Annotated in this window: 21 protein-coding genes; 16 read left to right on the top strand and 5 right to left on the bottom strand. The window is 38.3% G+C overall.

All coding sequences use genetic code 11. From position 1 onward, the window contains the following. Positions 1-26 precede the first annotated feature (26 nt). From MHH33_RS10975 to MHH33_RS10945, 7 genes are all read left to right on the top strand, one after another. Positions 27-506 carry an immunoglobulin-like domain-containing protein gene (locus MHH33_RS10975; protein WP_342541746.1) on the top strand — a complete coding sequence of 160 codons (480 nt, stop codon included), beginning with the start codon at positions 27-29 and terminating at the stop codon, positions 504-506. Positions 507-743: 237 nt separating this feature from the next. Beyond that, positions 744-1,112: a VOC family protein gene (locus MHH33_RS10970; RefSeq protein WP_342541745.1), complete on the top strand. Its 369-nt coding sequence runs from the start codon at positions 744-746 to the stop codon at positions 1,110-1,112. 629 nt (positions 1,113-1,741) lie between these two features. Beyond that, positions 1,742-2,266 (top strand): sigma-70 family RNA polymerase sigma factor, encoded by a 525-nt coding sequence (locus MHH33_RS10965; protein WP_342541744.1) that lies wholly within the window; start codon positions 1,742-1,744, stop codon positions 2,264-2,266. Next, the gene (locus MHH33_RS10960; RefSeq protein ID WP_342541743.1) at positions 2,259-3,389 is read left to right on the top strand and encodes a hypothetical protein; all 1,131 of its coding nucleotides are present in this window, start codon (positions 2,259-2,261) and stop codon (positions 3,387-3,389) included. The genes MHH33_RS10965 and MHH33_RS10960 overlap by 8 nt, the downstream gene beginning before the upstream one ends. 114 nt (positions 3,390-3,503) lie before the next feature. After that, positions 3,504-3,731, top strand: a complete 228-nt coding sequence (locus tag MHH33_RS10955) for a hypothetical protein (RefSeq protein ID WP_342541742.1) — start codon at positions 3,504-3,506, stop codon at positions 3,729-3,731. A 199-nt stretch (positions 3,732-3,930) separates the two neighbouring features. After that, complete coding sequence (locus MHH33_RS10950; protein ID WP_342541741.1) at positions 3,931-4,248, top strand: hypothetical protein; 318 nt, start codon at positions 3,931-3,933, stop codon at positions 4,246-4,248. A 133-nt stretch (positions 4,249-4,381) separates the two neighbouring features. Continuing rightward, positions 4,382-4,657 carry a hypothetical protein gene (locus tag MHH33_RS10945; protein ID WP_016427499.1) on the top strand — a complete coding sequence of 92 codons (276 nt, stop codon included), beginning with the start codon at positions 4,382-4,384 and terminating at the stop codon, positions 4,655-4,657. Between the two features lie 25 nt (positions 4,658-4,682). On the opposite strand, the gene MHH33_RS10940 is transcribed toward MHH33_RS10945, so the two are convergent. From MHH33_RS10940 to MHH33_RS10925, 4 genes are all read right to left on the bottom strand, one after another. After that, on the bottom strand, positions 4,683-5,075 hold the full coding sequence (locus MHH33_RS10940) for an SET domain-containing protein (RefSeq protein WP_016427498.1): 393 nt from the start codon (positions 5,073-5,075) through the stop codon (positions 4,683-4,685). 149 nt (positions 5,076-5,224) lie between these two features. Then, positions 5,225-6,166: a metal ABC transporter substrate-binding protein gene (locus MHH33_RS10935; RefSeq protein WP_342541740.1), complete on the bottom strand. Its 942-nt coding sequence runs from the start codon at positions 6,164-6,166 to the stop codon at positions 5,225-5,227. A 19-nt stretch (positions 6,167-6,185) separates the two neighbouring features. Next, on the bottom strand, positions 6,186-7,049 hold the full coding sequence (locus tag MHH33_RS10930) for a metal ABC transporter permease (protein ID WP_342543765.1): 864 nt from the start codon (positions 7,047-7,049) through the stop codon (positions 6,186-6,188). Then, on the bottom strand, positions 7,049-7,792 hold the full coding sequence (locus MHH33_RS10925) for a metal ABC transporter ATP-binding protein (RefSeq protein WP_342541739.1): 744 nt from the start codon (positions 7,790-7,792) through the stop codon (positions 7,049-7,051). Before MHH33_RS10925 ends, MHH33_RS10930 begins: the two co-directional genes overlap by 1 nt. Positions 7,793-8,127: 335 nt before the next feature. Here MHH33_RS10925 and glpK point away from each other — a divergent pair, with 335 nt between their 5' ends. From glpK to MHH33_RS10895, 6 genes are all read left to right on the top strand, one after another. Next, positions 8,128-9,618 (top strand): glycerol kinase GlpK, encoded by a 1,491-nt coding sequence (gene glpK / locus MHH33_RS10920; RefSeq protein WP_342541738.1) that lies wholly within the window; start codon positions 8,128-8,130, stop codon positions 9,616-9,618. 12 nt (positions 9,619-9,630) lie between these two features. Further along, positions 9,631-11,274 carry a glycerol-3-phosphate dehydrogenase/oxidase gene (locus tag MHH33_RS10915; protein WP_342541737.1) on the top strand — a complete coding sequence of 548 codons (1,644 nt, stop codon included), beginning with the start codon at positions 9,631-9,633 and terminating at the stop codon, positions 11,272-11,274. Next, on the top strand, positions 11,274-12,194 hold the full coding sequence (locus tag MHH33_RS10910) for an alpha/beta hydrolase (protein ID WP_342541736.1): 921 nt from the start codon (positions 11,274-11,276) through the stop codon (positions 12,192-12,194). Before MHH33_RS10915 ends, MHH33_RS10910 begins: the two co-directional genes overlap by 1 nt. Then, the gene (gene miaA, locus MHH33_RS10905; protein ID WP_342541735.1) at positions 12,191-13,111 is read left to right on the top strand and encodes a tRNA (adenosine(37)-N6)-dimethylallyltransferase MiaA; all 921 of its coding nucleotides are present in this window, start codon (positions 12,191-12,193) and stop codon (positions 13,109-13,111) included. Before MHH33_RS10910 ends, miaA begins: the two co-directional genes overlap by 4 nt. A gap of 67 nt (positions 13,112-13,178) precedes the next feature. After that, complete coding sequence (hfq, locus tag MHH33_RS10900) at positions 13,179-13,406, top strand: RNA chaperone Hfq (RefSeq protein WP_016427490.1); 228 nt, start codon at positions 13,179-13,181, stop codon at positions 13,404-13,406. Between the two features lie 70 nt (positions 13,407-13,476). Further along, complete coding sequence (locus tag MHH33_RS10895; RefSeq protein WP_016427489.1) at positions 13,477-13,776, top strand: rhodanese-like domain-containing protein; 300 nt, start codon at positions 13,477-13,479, stop codon at positions 13,774-13,776. Between the two features lie 26 nt (positions 13,777-13,802). Here MHH33_RS10895 and MHH33_RS10890 read toward each other — a convergent pair whose 3' ends face one another. Beyond that, entirely contained in the window at positions 13,803-14,420 is a 618-nt protein-coding gene (locus MHH33_RS10890; protein WP_342541734.1) for a trimeric intracellular cation channel family protein, read from the bottom strand. 155 nt (positions 14,421-14,575) lie between these two features. Here MHH33_RS10890 and MHH33_RS10885 point away from each other — a divergent pair, with 155 nt between their 5' ends. The 3 genes from MHH33_RS10885 (at position 14,576) to glnA (ending at position 17,714) form a co-directional block, all read left to right on the top strand. Next, the gene (locus MHH33_RS10885; protein ID WP_342541733.1) at positions 14,576-15,841 is read left to right on the top strand and encodes a methionine gamma-lyase family protein; all 1,266 of its coding nucleotides are present in this window, start codon (positions 14,576-14,578) and stop codon (positions 15,839-15,841) included. A gap of 111 nt (positions 15,842-15,952) precedes the next feature. Beyond that, positions 15,953-16,333: a MerR family transcriptional regulator gene (locus MHH33_RS10880; protein ID WP_016427486.1), complete on the top strand. Its 381-nt coding sequence runs from the start codon at positions 15,953-15,955 to the stop codon at positions 16,331-16,333. 46 nt (positions 16,334-16,379) lie between these two features. Continuing rightward, positions 16,380-17,714, top strand: coding sequence for a type I glutamate--ammonia ligase (glnA, locus tag MHH33_RS10875; RefSeq protein ID WP_016427485.1), 1,335 nt, complete (start codon positions 16,380-16,382; stop codon positions 17,712-17,714). Positions 17,715-17,744 lie beyond the last annotated feature (30 nt).

Below are 17,744 nucleotides of genomic sequence, written 5' to 3'. Positions count from 1 at the left end.
AAGCTAATTTAAGTTAGGGGAAATTTATGAGAAAAATAAATTGTTTTCACTTCTTTTTACTTTTGATTTCACTTTTACTATCAGGATGTCAATCAAATGAAACAACTAATGAAAAAACAAAAGTACCGGAAGAAAAACTAGTTGAAGCAAAATACCAAGAGATTCTTAGTTTCAGGAACAATATTACGGTTAAAATGGAAAAAGAAGAATATCTAACAACAGATAATCAAATCACGTTAAACTTTCAAAACAAGAGCGATGAGGAATTAATCTATGGTGCTGGATTCACCATAGAGCAAAAGGTTGATGGAAAGTGGTATTATGTATTGTTTAAAGAAGGAACTACAATTCCAGATATAGGTTACATACTTAAACCCCATGAAACAAAGTCAGAAACATACTCTCTGGAATCTCTAAAAAACAAGCTTTCTCCAGGAAAATATCGTTTAATTCAAAGGTTTGGAGCTACATCACTTGCTGCACCTTTTGAGGTTATAAAGCCATAAATCAATGGAATATTGTGGTGAAAGATAGTTATGGTAGGCCTAAAACCAAATTATAAACCCACTAACGGGTTCAAAGGGCTGCTTAAGCAGTCCTTTCTTATTGAACTACGGGGCAGGTTAGTTGAAGAAGCGTAGTATGGTCGAACTGTGCACTAAAAACATACATTCAATAAAATAAAGGATTTTTATATAAGATTAGAGAAATATACAGAGTCAAATTTACTATAGGAGGAACAGATGAGTAATTCTCTATTCAATGGTATCCATTATTTTAGAATTCCAGTTGTCGATCTCAGTGAATCAATTGCATGGTATTCAGAATGTTTAAGGTTCAAATTAAGATTTAACAGAGATGACATAGCTGTTTTTGAGCTTGAAACAGGCCCATTATTAGTATTAGTAGAAGCAGATAAGAATTCCCGTGGTCACTTTCTCAAAAGTGGTCAAGCAGAATTTTCTGTTGGCTTCACAACTCCAAATATTAATGAACTCTACGAATATTTAGTGAGTCAAGATGTAAAAGTAGAATCCATACAAGAAGATGAAGGGCATCAGTTTTTTTACTTTTATGACCCAAACGGAAACAAACTTCAAGTACATAACTAATTTTTAATTTAAAATTTTGGTGCTTTTTTTTGGCTGCTCTAATATGAGCAGCTTTTTTTGTGGTAACTACTTTAGTACATATCATAAGTCAACACTACAATAAGTCTTGTTCAACTAACGGGTGCTTTAGTTGAAGAACGGGAGATCGTCAGAGACGGTCTTTTTTGTTTGGCTAAAGCCCCAAGACAGATTGGGTATTTATTTATGGGACTGGGAAAGCGAAACCGCCAGAAGCCCGTCAAATCAACAATGTATACTTGGTGAATATGAGATGAATCGGTGAAAAGAGGAAGAAGTGAGCCTTGATATAGGTTAGCGTGCAGGGTGTAACTTCCCTGAAGAAGTGTTATGTCAACTTTTTTTATATACGTGATACAATCCAATTAAATAATTGAATCGATGTTTTCAGGACAGATCATGAAGAAAGCAGTATAAGAGTGAGGTGTAAATCAAAATCATTGAATATAGGTTCTAGGGCTTTTTCGATATTAGATCATGTCGAGAAAGCCTCTTCTTAATATCTTCTACTTGAACAGTTTACTAAAGTAAAAAAATTCATTTTTCATATTCCGAAAACGTACCCGAATCTAGAATCGTCTAATAGTTAAAGCCAAGAAAGGGGGGATTGTGTGAGTCATTTCTTTGAAGAGCATGAATTCCAACAGGTGATGCAAGAGCATACGGATTATTTATTAAGACTTGCTTATTTATATGTAAAAGATTGGCCTGCAGCCGAGGATACTGTGCAGGATGTGTTGTTAAAATTTTATCTAGAGTTCGGACAGTTTGAAAAGCGATCATCATTAAAGACCTATTTAACTAGGATGACAATCAATAAATGCAAGGATTATCTAAAAAGCTGGCGTTATCGAAAGCAGGTGTTGACAAATAGCTTTTCTTATCAGGCAAAGAAAGCACGAAACAGTTTCATTGAACAAGATGAAAAATTGGAACTGGCAGATGCAGTATTACAGCTACCATTAAAATATCGTGAAGTCATTATTTATTATTATTTTGAGGAGCTTTCAGTGCTGGATGTTGCACAAATATTATCCGTTTCGGACAATACCGTAAAAACAAGGCTAAGGAAAGCGAGAGCTCTATTGAAGGAACAATTGAAACACAATCAGTGGGAGGTGCTTCTACATGAATGAAATTAAGCATCAGTTGAATGCGAAAATAGGTGAGACATCTGAAAGGGCAATTCGTGTACAACAGAGAGTGAACTTTAAAAAGATGCAGCAACCTGTAAGAAAAATACATTGGGGATATTATGCAACGATTGTTGCCTTTATAGGGGTTCTAGCACTATGCATAAATATAATTCCTTCATTTTTGAATGAAGATGGTGATCTGCTTAATCAAACGAGCGTTAATCCTTCTCCTGAAAATCTAAATATCGAAACGATTAAAAAGTACTTGGAAATCGAATATAATGGGCCGGATGATGAGGCTGTACGAGTCCAAAACGAAATGTTCGACGCTACGACTGATTCCGGAAAGACAGGAGTAGAACAGTATAAAGATTACATTAATGATACCTTTAGCCCTTATGTAGAGGAAGAGGAAATTCAAGAGTTAATTTTAAAAAATTTAGTATTCACATATCATTATCAAGCACAGGAAAGCGGATACACATTCAAGACCGATCAAATCCAGATTCAGCAACAAGAAGGTTTTGAGAGGAACTATGACTATATAGTAGATGTAACCTTTGAAAAAGATGGGGAGAAGAACTTTGCAACGCTGTCCGGTTTCGTCACCATGTCTGAGAAGGGTAAAATCAGTGGGGTCAAGAGCTTAAGTGATAGTGGATTCTATCAAGAGATGATGAGAATTTCCAACGTGGGTCGCGATAATGGAGCACTCGCTTGGGGAATTCTGCAGGAGCAGTTTGGCAGGACAGATTATAAGCTGAATAAGTTGTGGTCCGGTTCCGAAAATCCAATGGATAATAAGCCACTAGTGGAGTATTTAAGTAAAATATATAGTTCCTTTTCAAAGGAGGGGTTGGAAGATTTTATTGCCTCATTCGGGTTTGTCTATCCAGCCATTGCCGCTGAAAATGGATATGAATTGAGCGTTGGGGAAATTGAAGTAGTACAAGATGAAAATGAACTGACAAGCTATAACACCTCGATCGTCGTTCATTATAAAAAAGAAGGTGGCGAACAAAAGACCGCTATCGTTAAGGGGATTGCAAAGATTAATGATGGACCAGTGGAAAAAATAGAAATATTGAATGATGGAGGCTTGAAAGAAGATTTGCAAAAATGAGTGTTGAAGAACCGGCTGCCTTATAAGGCGGCTTTTTCTTATGGCCAAGATTTTAATCGTGTACCTATACTTAGTGTCGTATAGGTTACTGAACTTAGATTGTTGAACGAGTTCTTGAACATTAATGAAAGAGTTCCTTTCACCCATCAATTCGGAAGGTTTTATGAAGATAAGGAAGCCTATACACTTAATAATGGACAGAAAGCCATTTATTTTGAACATCAATTATTTAATTTTTTTGTTTTTGAAAGTGGTAATTGGCAATATATGCTTGGAATAGATAAAAGGGTATCTAAGGTAACTCCTGCTACATTTGTTGAAATTGCTAACTCAATTGAATAACGAATGTTAGATAAGACCATTAGATTCCCTGTTAAACTAACGGGTGCTTTACTTCAATAAGGAGTGAAGCCTTTTTCTTATTGAACTAACATGGCAGGTTAGTTGAATAAGAAATTTGCTTTATGGTAAAGGAAATTGATGAAGGTATTGTGAATTATCATCTTAATAAGGAACAAATTTTTTAAGGGGTGTGTTAATAGTGGAAAGGGAAATAACAGTATTTGCGATTGCTTTTTTGGAGACCTTTGCTCTAGCTGGTGTTTTATATTTAGTATCCTTATTGATTATCAAAAAACATAAACAAGTGATTTCAGTAATTTACTATTTGAGTATATTAATAATGGTACATTATTTTATCATTGGTCAACGAGATTATATATTTAATGAGTACCCTACGATTGCATATTCAATGATAGTTTTAATGTTGCTTGGATATTATATCTTTTTTAGAGAATTGTTTTCATTTATAAAAATGAAGAAATCTGAAAGAGTCACATCAGCTAAGGAAATTAGATGATTTTTGCTCAAAAAGGTAGAACCGAAAACAAGTTCACTTATTTGTGAATAATCGCCTCGAAAAAATCAATGTATAACAACTGTCCCTCACGGTAATGCTTTGTAAAAAGTAATTTGCTAAAGGAGACTATTCAATGGCTGAGTTTCCAATCATACATACAAATGTTTGGGATGCACTATGGGCAATCCCTGTAATTATAATATTGCTCCTCATCCTAAAATTCCTTGTTCACGTACCTTCAAAATATATCCCTACTTGTGCAACCTTGATTGGTTTATTCATTTCGATTTTCATCAGTCATCCCGATAACCTTTCTGCTGGAATATTCATGGGTTTTTTCTATAGTGCTGCAGCAATCGGCACATATGCATCAATTAAAACAACATTGAAATCATATCGAACATCATAAAAAAACCCAACACTTGACTAGAAAACTAGTCCGTTGTTGGGTTTTCTTTGTTAAACCACAATGGATCTTCATTATCGACTTCACCATTATAGTTAATCAAAACTTCTTCTCCAGCTTTAATATCTTTGTAAGCGAAGAAATCAAACGTGTGATTATCAAAGTTAATGTCATACACAGCATTCGGTTGATACGAATGATTGAATAGCATGCCATAACCGAGCACTAATGCAGTATGGTTTATGCCATATTCAAATGCATAGTCCGCAAGCAACGTCTTTTCCACATGCTCATGCTCTTCATTTGGGTAGGGTAAAACTGGTGCTTCGTGAATCAGTTCACCTTTTTTAATATCACGCGTAGCAAAAACGCCACGATTTAATTCTCCATCACTTAATGTTGATGTTTTTATTTCAATCATTGATTTCACCTTCTCGATTCGATTGTCTGTAAAAGACATGCACATTTGGGAAAATATTATTGATCTTTACCCTTCACGCCAGCTACAAGTATACCACGTCATATCACAATCGGTAGGGTAAACGATAAATCAACGTCGAAGCGACCCCATTATTTTTCAGTCAAGCCTTTGAAGATTGTATCAATATTCCATTCCATCATCTTGATATATGTGTCGCCATCTTCACCGGGCTTGCCGATGGAGTCGGTGAAAACTTTTCCGTAAATCGGTACACCAGTTTCAGCAGACACGGATTCCATACTACGTGGGTCGATGCTCGTTTCTACGAAAAGTACTGGATCTTCTTTAGAGCGGATATAATCAACGACTTTACTTACTTGTTCAGGGGAGCCCTGGTTTTCTGAATTAATTTCCCAAATATAAGCCGCTTCAAATCCATATGCCTCTGAAAAATATTTAAAAGCACCTTCACTGGTAATTAAAACTCTTTTTTCTTGAGGAATTTCGTTGTAACGGGCAACTGCTTCTTCATGTAACTTCTTCAATTCAGCAATATAGGCTTCCGCATTTTTTTCGTATTCAGCCGCATGTTCTGGATCGACTTTCACTAATGCATTTTTGGCGTTTTCAGCATATTTAATGCCGTTACGGATGTCCAACCATGCATGAGGATCTTCTTCTGATTCTTTGCCCTTAGTCGTTAGATGTTTAGGTTCCACACCTTCACTTAATCGGAAAACCGGTGCATCTTTTTCGGACTTTCCTGCCGTAAGGAGGAGTTTCTCAAACCAAGAGTTTCCTCCTTCAAGATTTAGACCATTGTAAAAGACAACATCTGCATCAGTAGTCAATTGCACATCTTTTGGCAATGGATCGTACTCATGCGGATTTGAACCAACGGGTGCTAGTGTATGAACTTCGACTCGATCGCCGCCAACGTTTTTAACGATATCGTAAATGATCGAATAGGTAGCTACGACTTGAATTTTCCCATTGTCATCTGTTTCATTGCCATTTTCTTTTGTGCAACCTGAAAGTAGTAGCAGCAAAAGAATACTCATCGTGCTTAATATATATAGTGTTTTTTTCATGTTAACCTCCAGGAAATAATTAAGATTGAGAATGCAGTTCTCGTTTTCGAGCACTTTTTAGTGATCTCCAGACCAATCCTTGCTTCGGCGAAAATAAAAAGGCGAGAATGAATAATACAGTTGCAGCAAGTACAATTGTTGCACCTGAAGCCAAATTATATGTGTAGCTGAAATATAAGCCGAGTATGGATGATAATATACCAATTCCAGCTGATAGATAAATCATGACCCACAGTCGATCGGTTAACAAATAAGCTGTCGAGGCCGGAGTAATGAGCATTGCCACCACCAGAATGATTCCTACGGTTTGTAAAGAAGCGACTGTTACCAAAGTCAGTAGCGCCATTAAAAAGTAATGAATGGCTTTTGTAGGAAGTCCATATGCTGCTGCCATCGTCGGATCAAATGAACTGACAAGAAGTTCTTTATAAAAGACAAAGATACTGATTAGAACAAAGATTCCAATCACCAATGTTGACAACATTTCTGTCGGTCTAACGGCCAGTACATTCCCGAATAGGATATGGTATAAATCAGTACTGCTTTTCATAAGCGTAATGAGAATAATCCCAGAGGCAAATGCAGCAGTAAACATAATACCAATTGATACGTCATTTTTAATTCGACTGTTTTGGCTGATATATCCGATGCCGATGGCAGTCAGAATTCCTGTAAAGACAGCACCGATGAAAAAGTTAATTCCTAACATGTATGACAATGCCACACCTGGAAGGACTGCGTGAGAAATTGCATCTCCCATTAAGGCCATGCCCCGTAAAATAATAAAGCATCCAATAACCCCGCAAATAATTCCGACCATTATCGACGTGAGCAATGCCTTTTGTAAAAATTCATATTGAATTACAGCATCAATAAAATTCATCATGATGTCACCTCCGTGCCCACAATTGGAGAGAAGTGATTGGTGTAAGCTTTGTTCAGTACGGTAGGTTGGAATACTTTCTCGACAATGCCGTGCTCAATCAATTCTTTATTAAGCAAAATCAATTCATTGAAATAATCGCTGGCTTTGCTCAAATCATGGTGAACAACAACAACTGTTTTTCCGCTATCGCGAAGTTCTTTCAAAATGGAAATGATTTTTTCTTCACTTGTTACATCAACACCTACGAATGGTTCATCCAGAAAATACATTTCAGGTTTTTGTGCCAATGCACGCGCAAGAAATACTCTTTGTTGCTGTCCGCCTGAAAGTTCACCAATTTGGCGATTGCCATAATCGGCCATGCCAACTTTCTTTAAACATTCTAAAGCCCAAGCTTTGTGTTCTTTTTTAGGACGCTTGAAAATTCCTAAGTTAGGATAGGTGCCAATTAGTACTGTGTCCATAACGGTAATCGGGAAATCCCAGTCAATATTGCTGCGTTGAGGAACATAAGCAACTTTCGTCTTCATTTCCTTTATCGATTTTCCGAGTATTTCAACTTTACCTGTATCTTTTTTAATGAGATTCAATAGAACTTTCAGCAGGGTGGATTTCCCTGCTCCATTGGGTCCTATGATGCCAACCAAATTTCCTTCTTCGACTGTAAAACTGATATTTTTTAACGCTTCGTTTCCGTTGTATGATACAAATAAATCACTTACGGCAATAGCTGTTGTCATTTCTAATCCCTCCTGATAATTAAATATCTATATGCGACATTTTTTTATATAAAAATAATTATTTCCTAATCGAAAAAAAGTTTCCTTAGAACAACTATATGCGACAACGTTCAATAAAGCAACTACAGAATAGTGTGAATTTATTTTAGAAAGCTTGATAGTGTAGCGAAATTCATATCATAAAGAAAAACTTATTAACTAAATTTCACGATAAATCGCAAGGCACGTTTCATGTACATTCATTTAGGAAAAACAGTATAATTAGAGGAAATAATTTCTTGAAAAATGGCACGATGCATTAGTTGTCAGGAATGATCTTTCGAGGAGGATTAAGTATGGGTGAGTATATAATGGCGATTGACCAGGGAACAACGAGTTCCAGAGCAATCCTATTTAATCAAAAAGGTGAAATTGTACATACGGCACAAAAAGAATTTCAGCAGTATTTTCCTAAGCCGGGCTGGGTCGAACATAACGCAAATGAAATCTGGGGTTCAGTCCTATCGGTAATTGCCGCAGTATTGACTGAGAGTGGTATTCAACAGACAGAGATTGATGGTATTGGTATTACCAATCAACGCGAAACGACCGTTGTGTGGAACAAAAAGACCGGTCGCCCGATTTATAATGCCATTGTTTGGCAATCCCGGCAAACACAAAAAATTGTGGACGAACTGAAAGAGGAAGATTTGGAAAAGTGGTTTCAGCAAAAAACTGGCCTACGTTTAGATCCCTATTTTTCAGGGACAAAAGTTAAATGGATCTTGGAAAATGTTGATGGTGCTAAAGATTTAGCGGATCAAGGGGATTTGTTATTTGGAACGATTGATACGTGGTTGATTTGGAAGTTGTCAGGTGAGAAAGTACATACGACCGATTACTCAAATGCGTCACGGACATTATTATTTAATATCCATGACTTAAAATGGGATGAAGAAATTTGCGAGAAATTAAATATTCCATTAACTATGCTTCCAAAAGTGGCATCCTCTTCTGAAGTGTATACAAAAACTGATCCAGCTGTTTTCTATGGAGCTGCGGTGCCAATAGCCGGGGTTGCTGGAGATCAACAGGCGGCACTTTTTGGTCAATGCTGCTTTGACAAAGGGATGGCGAAAAACACTTACGGTACGGGCTGTTTTATGTTATTAAATACTGGTGAAACCGCAGTTACATCAGATAATGGTTTGTTGACAACAATCGCATGGGGAGTGGAAGGTCAAGTTACGTATGCATTAGAAGGAAGTGTGTTTGTTGCAGGATCTGCCATTCAATGGTTGCGTGATGGGCTTCGAATGGTGAAAAATGCTGCTGACAGTGAATCGTATGCTAAAAAAGTGGATTCAACAGACGGGGTATACGTTGTGCCGGCCTTTGTTGGACTCGGTACACCCTACTGGGATTCAGATGCCCGAGGTGCAATTTTCGGTTTAACTCGAGGTACTTCAAAAGAACATTTCATTCGCGCTACAATCGAATCGCTTGCCTACCAGACAAAAGATGTTCTTGATGCTATGGAACAGGATGCGGACATAAAAGTAGAAACGTTGCGTGTAGACGGTGGTGCAGTTAATAATGAATTTTTGATGCAGTTTCAAAGTGATTTGCTTCAGCTTGATGTTGAATTAGCAAAATTAAACGAATCAACAGCTCTAGGTGCTGCTTACTTGGCGGGATTAGCTACTGGTTTTTGGTCGGATCTAAAAGAAATCGAAAAAATGCGCAGCAGCAAAAAAACATATGCACCTCAAATGGAAGAAATGAAGCGACAGGAACTTTATAGAGGTTGGCAAAAAGCAGTGGAAGCAACTCGACTGTTTAAATAAGGGGAGATCGTCATGTTTTCAGCAATTGGACGTCCAAAACAAATCAAGACTTTAAATACGTTTCAATTCGATTTACTCGTAATCGGTGGTGGAATTACGGGTGCCGGAATTGCACTTGACGCCGTCACTCGAGGTCTGTCAGTAGCTTTAGTTGAAATGCAGGATTTCGCTGCAGGTACGTCCAGTCGATCCACCAAACTTGTTCACGGAGGACTTCGTTATCTGAAGCAATTCGAAGTTCAGATGGTGGCGGAAGTGGGGAAAGAGCGTGAAATCGTATATGAAAATGCAGTTCATGTAACAGAACCAGAGTGGATGCTATTACCGTTTCATAAAGGCGGAACATTTGGACCGCTTTCGACTTCAGCCGGACTTCGCGTTTATGATTTCTTGGCGGGAGTCAAACGGGACGAACGCCGTAAAATGTTAACATCAGAAGAAACGGTGAAGAAAGAACCTCTGTTGAAAACAAAAGGACTTCGTGGTGCGGGATACTATGTTGAGTATCGTACTGATGATGCGCGTTTGACAATTGAAGTCATAAAAAAAGCGGCTGAAAAAGGAGCCGTTTGCGTAAACTATGTGAAAGCCGAGTCCTTCATTTATGAACAAGGTCGAATTGTCGGCGTAGAAGTAGTAGATCAACTATCCGGAGAACTAGCGACGATTCATGCCACTCAGGTGGTCAATGCAACTGGTCCTTGGGTAGATCAAGTCCGTGCCAAAGATTCAATTGAAAATGGCAAACAGCTTCGAATGACAAAGGGTATACATGTTGTAGTGGATCAAACGGATTTCCCGTTAAAGCAAGCGGTTTATTTTGATACACACGATGGGCGCATGGTATTTGCGATACCCCGTAATGGCAAAACCTATGTCGGAACCACGGACACATTTTACGAGAATGACCCGAAGAATCCTGTTGCAACCAGTAAAGATGTGACTTACATATTAGAAGCCATTACATCTATGTTTCCAAGTATAAGATTGACTCCGCAACAAGTTGAGTCGACATGGGCCGGTGTAAGGCCACTTATTTTTGAAGAAGGAAAAGATCCATCCGAAATTTCCCGCAAAGATGAAATTTGGGAATCGTCAAGCGGTCTGATTACGATTGCTGGTGGCAAACTGACAGGATATCGCAAAATGGCGGAGATGGTTGTCGATCGTGTAATTAAAAAATCCACTTTTTCTTATGGTGCCTCCATAACAAAAAATCTTCCATTATCAGGGGGAGATGTAGGTGGATCAAATCGTTTTTCATCCTTTGTTGAAATGAAAGCTCTGGAAGGTCAACGGTATGGCTTAACGTATGACGAGGCTCTCCAACTGGCATCTTTTTATGGAACAAATGTCGATCATTTATTTGCCTACGCGAGCGTTCTACAGGGAAATGCCTTTGATTTGCCACTGCCACTAGCTGCTAGACTTGCGTATGGAATACAATTCGAAATGACTTGTACACCGTCAGATTTTTTTGTCCGTAGAACGGGAGATTTATTTTTCAACATTGAAGAAGTTTATTCGTATAAAAAACAAGTGTGTCAAATGATGAAAGCACAACTTGGCTACACGGAAGATCAATTGGAATATTATCTTTTTGATTTAGAAAATCAACTGAATGCAGCAACATCATTCCGAGAGGAGCATGCATAATGACGAAAAGCATCCATTATGTAAAGATGTCAGATGGACATGAAGTCTATACGGTTGTCTATAAACCCCAGAACCCACCAATTGGTCATGTCCATATATTGCATGGCATGGCGGAGCATATCGGACGATATGAAGAGTTTGCACAATTTTTGGTTTCCAAAGGATATGTCGTGTCTGGGCATGACCATCGGGGACATGGTTTCACTGGACAAAAAAATAATCAAAAGGGATTCTTTGCAGAAAAGGACGGCTTTGATCGAGTGACAGAAGATGTCCGGGAAGTTTTACAGGATGTTAGAAAAGATTTTACTTGTGAAAGCCCCATTCTTTTTGCTCACAGCATGGGTTCATTCATTGGCAGACGCTATTTACAAAAATATGGCCACTCCATTTCAAAAATCGTTTTATCTGGTACAGGAGGTCCTGCTGGTTTCTCTGGTAAAGTTGGGAAATTGATCGCCAAGGGATTTGCTCGAGTCAAAGGAACTCAAATTGAGAATCCATTATTGAACAAGTTGTCGTTCGGAAAATTCAATAAAGGTGTTACAGATGCTAAAACAGAATTTGATTGGTTATCGACAGATTCTGTTGAAGTCCAAAAGTATATTGATGATCCTTATTGTGGATTTGTAGCAAGTAACCAATTCTTTGTTGATTTAATCACAGGCATAAATAAGATACATGAAATGAAAGGGATGGATGACATTCCAAAACAACTCCCAATTTTGATGATATCTGGTGCGTTGGATCCCGTCAGTCAAAATGGTAATCAACTTTGGGGAGTTGCTGAAAAATATAAGAAAGCAGGACTTACTGATATTACGGTTGTTTTAATTGAAGGAAAAAGACACGAATTACTAAACGAGATTAATAAAGAAGAAACATTTGAACTGATTATTAATTGGATGGAGAAAAAATGAATGAATTAGAAGTGTTAGCCATAGTTGGACCTACCGCATCCGGTAAAACAGCCCTATCAATTAAGCTTGCTAAATTGCTGGACGGTGAAGTAATTAATGGTGATTCCATGCAAGTTTATAAAGGACTTGATATCGGTACAGCCAAAATCACATTAGACGAAATGGAAGGGATTCCTCACCATTTACTGGATATAAAACAGCCAGATGAATCTTTCTCGGTAGCAGAATACCAAAAAATAGTACGAGCAAAAATCGCAGAAATTAGAGCAAAAGGAAAATTGCCTATTCTAGTTGGCGGTACCGGGCTTTATGTACAATCTGTTTTATATGATTTTCAATTTACTGAGGAGCGGGTCGATGAGACCATCCGCAACAAATATTATGAACAACTTGCAGAACTGGGCCCCCTTGCGATGCATGAGAAACTTAAACAGGTGGACCCTCGAAGTGCCGCGGAGATTCATCCTAATAATACACGCAGAGTGGTAAGGGCGTTAGAAATCGCAGAGCATTCGGATACAACTAAATCTGCCGAACCACAAAACCAGGGACATGAACCTATGTATCGGCATGTGATTCTCGGACTTGATGTTGAAAGGGAAATTCTCTATGAGCGCATTAATTTGCGTGTCGACCGCATGATCGAACGAGGTTTGGTCCAGGAAGCGAAGCTTCTATGGGATAATGATATCAGGGATACTCAGTCAGTACAGGCTATTGGTTATAAAGAAATATTCTCTTATTTCAGAGAAGAAATTTCATTGGCAGAAGCCATCGAACAAATTAAGCAAAATTCACGCCGATATGCAAAGAGACAATTAACTTATTTCCGCAATAAGCTGCCTGTCGTTTGGATTGAACCAGAGATTACTTTATCGGAAATTCTTCCGAGCATTATGCAGGAATCCCATCATTAAAAGCGAATACTATCAGTGATAATAAATTTACAACCAATACGTGAGTTGAAATTGGAGGAACTAAACAATGAAATCGATCAATATGCAAGATACATTTTTAAATCAAGTAAGAAAAAATAATATATTTGTGACGGTCTTTTTATTAAACGGTTACCAACTAAAAGGACTTATTAAATCTTATGATAATTTCACAGTGTTGCTGGAATCAGAAGGGAAGCAGCAATTGATTTATAAACATGCCATTTCTACGTTTGTACCGGCGAAAGCAATTTCTATTTCCACTGACGAAGCATAATCAATTGTTTGATTGTATACCCGCTAGGATATATCATAAGGGTTGTATTTAATTGATTGGAGGAACAAACATGAAAACGATTCAACCTGAAGAGTTACAAGCAAGACTTGATGCAGGGGAAACAGTTCATATGATAGATGTACGTGAAGCTGATGAAGTTGCTAACGGTATGATTCCTGGTGCGCAACATTTACCATTGGGGTTAGTTGAATATAAACACCAAGAATTAGATAAAACGAAAGAATATGTCATAGTATGTCGCTCTGGTGGACGCAGTGGACAAGCTTGTCAGTTCTTGGAATCACAAGGCTTTGACGTTACAAACCTTTCTGGTGGCATGCTGGATTGGAAAGGTGAAGTAGAACTATAAAAAAACAGCTTAACTCGAATAATGAGTTAAGCTGTTTTTTCAGTTTGTTGTAAAGAACGAAATGGCAGGCGCCATTTATTCATATATGAAACAACACGTAAAGCTGTTGTAATCATGAACAATACATAAAGTGATACGTCGCTTGCGGCTAGTCCCACCCCAATAACTAATCCAGTAATCGCTGCCCATACTGCATATACTTCATTTTGCAAGATTAAAGGTTTTCGTTTCGCTAGGACATCACGGACGATGCCACCACCCGAACCAGTCAGGACTGCAGCCACTACCGTTGCGTTTAGAGGCAATCCGAGCTGAACAGCGAACAAGGCACCTTGAATGGCAAAAGCAGACAAGCCGATTGCATCGAAGAAATTTCCCCAACGATTCCAATGTTTCAATAAGTTTTGTGGGAATAAGAAGACTGCGGTAATCGCAACAAAGGCAATTTGGAACATCATTTCCTGCTCCCAAAGTGCAGATACCGGTACACCTATAAGTAAATTTCGAATTGCTCCACCACCAAAGGCTGTTACAATTCCAAGTAAATACACCCCGAATAAATCATATTCTTCTTCCATGGCAACAATTGCACCAGAAACCGCGAACGCAATTGTTCCAATAATACTTAATACTTCCCAAGCCACTTCACATTCCTCCAGAATTCAATAGAACGGATTAAATTGTAGCAGATTTTCAGTTAATTACAATACTTTTCAGCTAGCTATCAATATAATTAGTTGACGATAGTAGTGGGACTGATAAGATGAAAAAGGAAAATAGAAGAATTGAGGCATATATCATGACATTTCGAACAATTTTGACACCAAAATTATTAAATGAAGCCAAGCAAATGGAACAACTCGTTTCTGCTCAACATGAAGCGGCTGATCATATAGCTTTTTTTAATCAGGAAAAAGTTATTACTGCATTTCGCAATAACCAAGTCAGCGATTTTCATTTACATCCTTCGACTGGGTATGGCTACGACGATGAAGGAAGAGATAATCTGGAAAGAGTTTATGCTGAAGTGTTCGGGAGCGAAGCGGCACTCGTCAGAGCACAGATTATTTCCGGAACACATGCTATAACAATCAGTTTATTTGGCGTGCTCCGTCCTGGTGACGAACTATTATATATAACAGGTAAGCCATATGATACATTGCAATCAATTGTAGATGGGGGAGAAGAGGACACAGGGTCATTAAAGGACTTTAATATCTCCTATCAACATGTCGATTTACAAGAAGACGGACAAATCGATTGGGCCAAAGTGGAACTAGCCATATCTGAGAAAACGAAAGTCATAGCAATTCAACGTTCAAAAGGGTATGCAAACCGCCCGTCGTTTACCATTGAACAAATTGAAGTGATGACAAAAAAAATTCGGGCCTTAAAACCGCAAGCAATTATTTTTGTCGATAACTGTTATGGAGAATTTGTAGAAGAGCTTGAACCGACTAACGTTGGAGTCGATTTGATGGCCGGATCCCTTATTAAAAATCCAGGTGGTGGGCTTGCGAAAATCGGAGGATATATAGCTGGTAAAAAAAGGTATGTAGATATGTGTGCTTACCGCATGACTTCTCCGGGTATAGGAGGAGAGGCAGGCGCATCCTTAAATACATTAGCTGATATGTATCAAGGATTTTTCTTGGCACCACATGTTGTTGCACAAGCTGTCAAAGGTGCCATCTTTACTTCAGCGATGCTTGAAAGCATCGGCATGGATACGTCTCCTCATTACATGGAAAATCGCACAGACCTCATCCAGTCCGTATCTTTTAAAACGGCTGAACAAATGATACGTTTTTGCAAAGCTATTCAAGCTAATTCTCCAATTAATGCACATTTCGCACCCGAGCCCGCATATATGCCAGGATATGAAGATGATGTCATTATGGCTGCTGGTACTTTTATTCAAGGCTCCAGTATCGAATTAACAGCAGACGGTCCCATCAGGCCTCCCTATACAGCATATATCCAAGGTGGATTAACATATGAACATGTGAAATTCGCGATTCTGTCAGCGGTACAACAATTGCAATCAGAAGATCTTGAAAAATAAAATCGTCCTCCTATTTTGGAGGATTTTTTTCATGTTAGATAATATGACATGCACTTGACAGGAAACCTCACATATATTATGATAAGACTTGTGAAAGTGGAGGTGAGCTTTGTGAGTCAGCAATTAAGAAGGTCAATGCCATTATTACCAATTAGCATCGTCATGCAGCTGACAGAGTTGACTGCACGACAAATTCGCTATTATGAGGATCATGATTTGATACATCCTGCCCGTACTGAAGGTAATCGACGAATGTTTTCATTGATTGATGTCGACACTCTACTTGAAATCAAAGATTTTCTTGAGCAAGGAATCAATATGGCTGGAATAAAGAAATTGTTTGAAATGAAAAACCAGCCAATTATCCAGGAAGCGAAAGCTCAATTAACGGATGCTGAATTACGTAATATCTTACGTATGGAAATGCAACAGGCAGGAAGATATCAGAAGGCTTCTTTAAGACAAGGGGATTTATCTCGTTTTTACCATTAAACGAGCATTATAAATATATAAATAATAATTGGGAGAGTGACAAGAAGTGAGCAAGTACACAAAAGGCGACATTCATAAGTTTGTTAAAGAGCAAGAGGTTAATTTTATCCGTTTACAATTTACTGATATTCTTGGGACGATTAAAAATGTTGAGATACCTGTAAGCCAGCTTGAGAAAGCTCTCGACAATAAAATGATGTTTGATGGTTCTTCAATCGAAGGTTTCGTACGAATTGAAGAGTCTGATATGTATTTAGTGCCAGATTTGAACACATGGGTAGTCTTCCCGTGGATTACTGGTAAAGGGAAAGTTGCAAGATTGATCTGTGACGTAAATAAAGCTGATGGGTCACCATTCCCAGGAGATCCCCGCAGTAACTTAAAACGTGTATTAAAAGAAATGGAAGAGTTAGGCTTTACAGATTTCAATTTAGGGCCAGAACCAGAATTTTTCTTATTCAAATTAGATGAACACGGTGAGCCTACGCTTGAACTAAATGACGCTGGTGGCTATTTTGACTTAGCACCAATGGATTTAGGGGAGAACTGCCGACGTGATATTGTTCTAGAATTAGAAGAAATGGGCTTTGAAATCGAAGCTTCCCATCACGAAGTAGCTCCAGGTCAACATGAAATTGACTTTAAATATGCAGATGCTGTAACTGCATGTGATAATATTCAAACGTTTAAATTAGTTGTTAAGACAATTGCCCGTAAACACGGATTGCATGCGACATTCATGCCTAAACCATTGTTTGGTGTGAATGGATCAGGGATGCATATGAACGTTTCATTATTCAAAGGTAAAGAGAATGCGTTCTTTGACGAAACGGGTGACCTGAAGTTAAGTGAAACAGCTTATCAATTCATGGCAGGTATTCTGAAACACGTTCAAGGATTTACAGCGATTACTAATCCGACAGTAAATTCTTACAAACGTCTAGTACCTGGATACGAAGCTCCATGTTACGTTGCATGGTCTGCACAAAACCGTAGCCCACTAATCCGTATCCCATCTTCACGCGGAGTAAGTACACGCGTAGAAGTGCGTTCAGTGGATCCAGCTGCTAACCCTTACTTAGCAATGGCAGTAATATTAAAAGCTGGTCTTGATGGAGTAAAAAACAAACTAACTCCACCAAAAGCAGTTGATCGCAACATTTATGTAATGAATAAAGAAGAACGTCTTGCAAATGGTGTAGAGGATCTTCCTGCTAATTTACATCTAGCTTTAGAAGAACTTGAAAAAAATAGTACGATACGTGAAGCTTTAGGCGAGCACATCTACGCTAACTTCGTGGATTCAAAAGAAATTGAATGGGATATGTTCCGTACATCCGTACACCCATGGGAGCGCGAACAATATTTGAAAATGTACTAAGAAAAAACGTTGGAGTCTTTAAGACTTCCA

It is taken from the genome of Paenisporosarcina sp. FSL H8-0542, from assembly GCF_038632915.1.
Lineage (GTDB): Bacteria > Bacillota > Bacilli > Bacillales_A > Planococcaceae > Paenisporosarcina.
This window is presented reverse-complemented; position numbering and strand designations above follow the sequence as displayed.

Excerpts from the sequence above, each read along its gene's own strand:
- MHH33_RS10975 (WP_342541746.1), top strand. The coding sequence starts at position 27 with ATGAGAAAAATAAATTGTTTTCACTTCTTTTTACTTTTGATTTCACTT.
- MHH33_RS10970 (WP_342541745.1), top strand. The coding sequence starts at position 744 with ATGAGTAATTCTCTATTCAATGGTATCCATTATTTTAGAATTCCAGTT.
- MHH33_RS10960 (WP_342541743.1), top strand. The coding sequence starts at position 2,259 with ATGAATGAAATTAAGCATCAGTTGAATGCGAAAATAGGTGAGACATCT.
- MHH33_RS10945 (WP_016427499.1), top strand. The coding sequence starts at position 4,382 with ATGGCTGAGTTTCCAATCATACATACAAATGTTTGGGATGCACTATGG.
- MHH33_RS10940 (WP_016427498.1), bottom strand. The coding sequence starts at position 5,075 with ATGATTGAAATAAAAACATCAACATTAAGTGATGGAGAATTAAATCGT.
- MHH33_RS10935 (WP_342541740.1), bottom strand. The coding sequence starts at position 6,166 with ATGAAAAAAACACTATATATATTAAGCACGATGAGTATTCTTTTGCTG.
- MHH33_RS10930 (WP_342543765.1), bottom strand. The coding sequence starts at position 7,049 with ATGAATTTTATTGATGCTGTAATTCAATATGAATTTTTACAAAAGGCA.
- MHH33_RS10925 (WP_342541739.1), bottom strand. The coding sequence starts at position 7,792 with ATGACAACAGCTATTGCCGTAAGTGATTTATTTGTATCATACAACGGA.
- glpK (WP_342541738.1), top strand. The coding sequence starts at position 8,128 with ATGGGTGAGTATATAATGGCGATTGACCAGGGAACAACGAGTTCCAGA.
- MHH33_RS10915 (WP_342541737.1), top strand. The coding sequence starts at position 9,631 with ATGTTTTCAGCAATTGGACGTCCAAAACAAATCAAGACTTTAAATACG.
- MHH33_RS10910 (WP_342541736.1), top strand. The coding sequence starts at position 11,274 with ATGACGAAAAGCATCCATTATGTAAAGATGTCAGATGGACATGAAGTC.
- miaA (WP_342541735.1), top strand. The coding sequence starts at position 12,191 with ATGAATGAATTAGAAGTGTTAGCCATAGTTGGACCTACCGCATCCGGT.
- hfq (WP_016427490.1), top strand. The coding sequence starts at position 13,179 with ATGAAATCGATCAATATGCAAGATACATTTTTAAATCAAGTAAGAAAA.
- MHH33_RS10895 (WP_016427489.1), top strand. The coding sequence starts at position 13,477 with ATGAAAACGATTCAACCTGAAGAGTTACAAGCAAGACTTGATGCAGGG.
- MHH33_RS10885 (WP_342541733.1), top strand. The coding sequence starts at position 14,576 with ATGACATTTCGAACAATTTTGACACCAAAATTATTAAATGAAGCCAAG.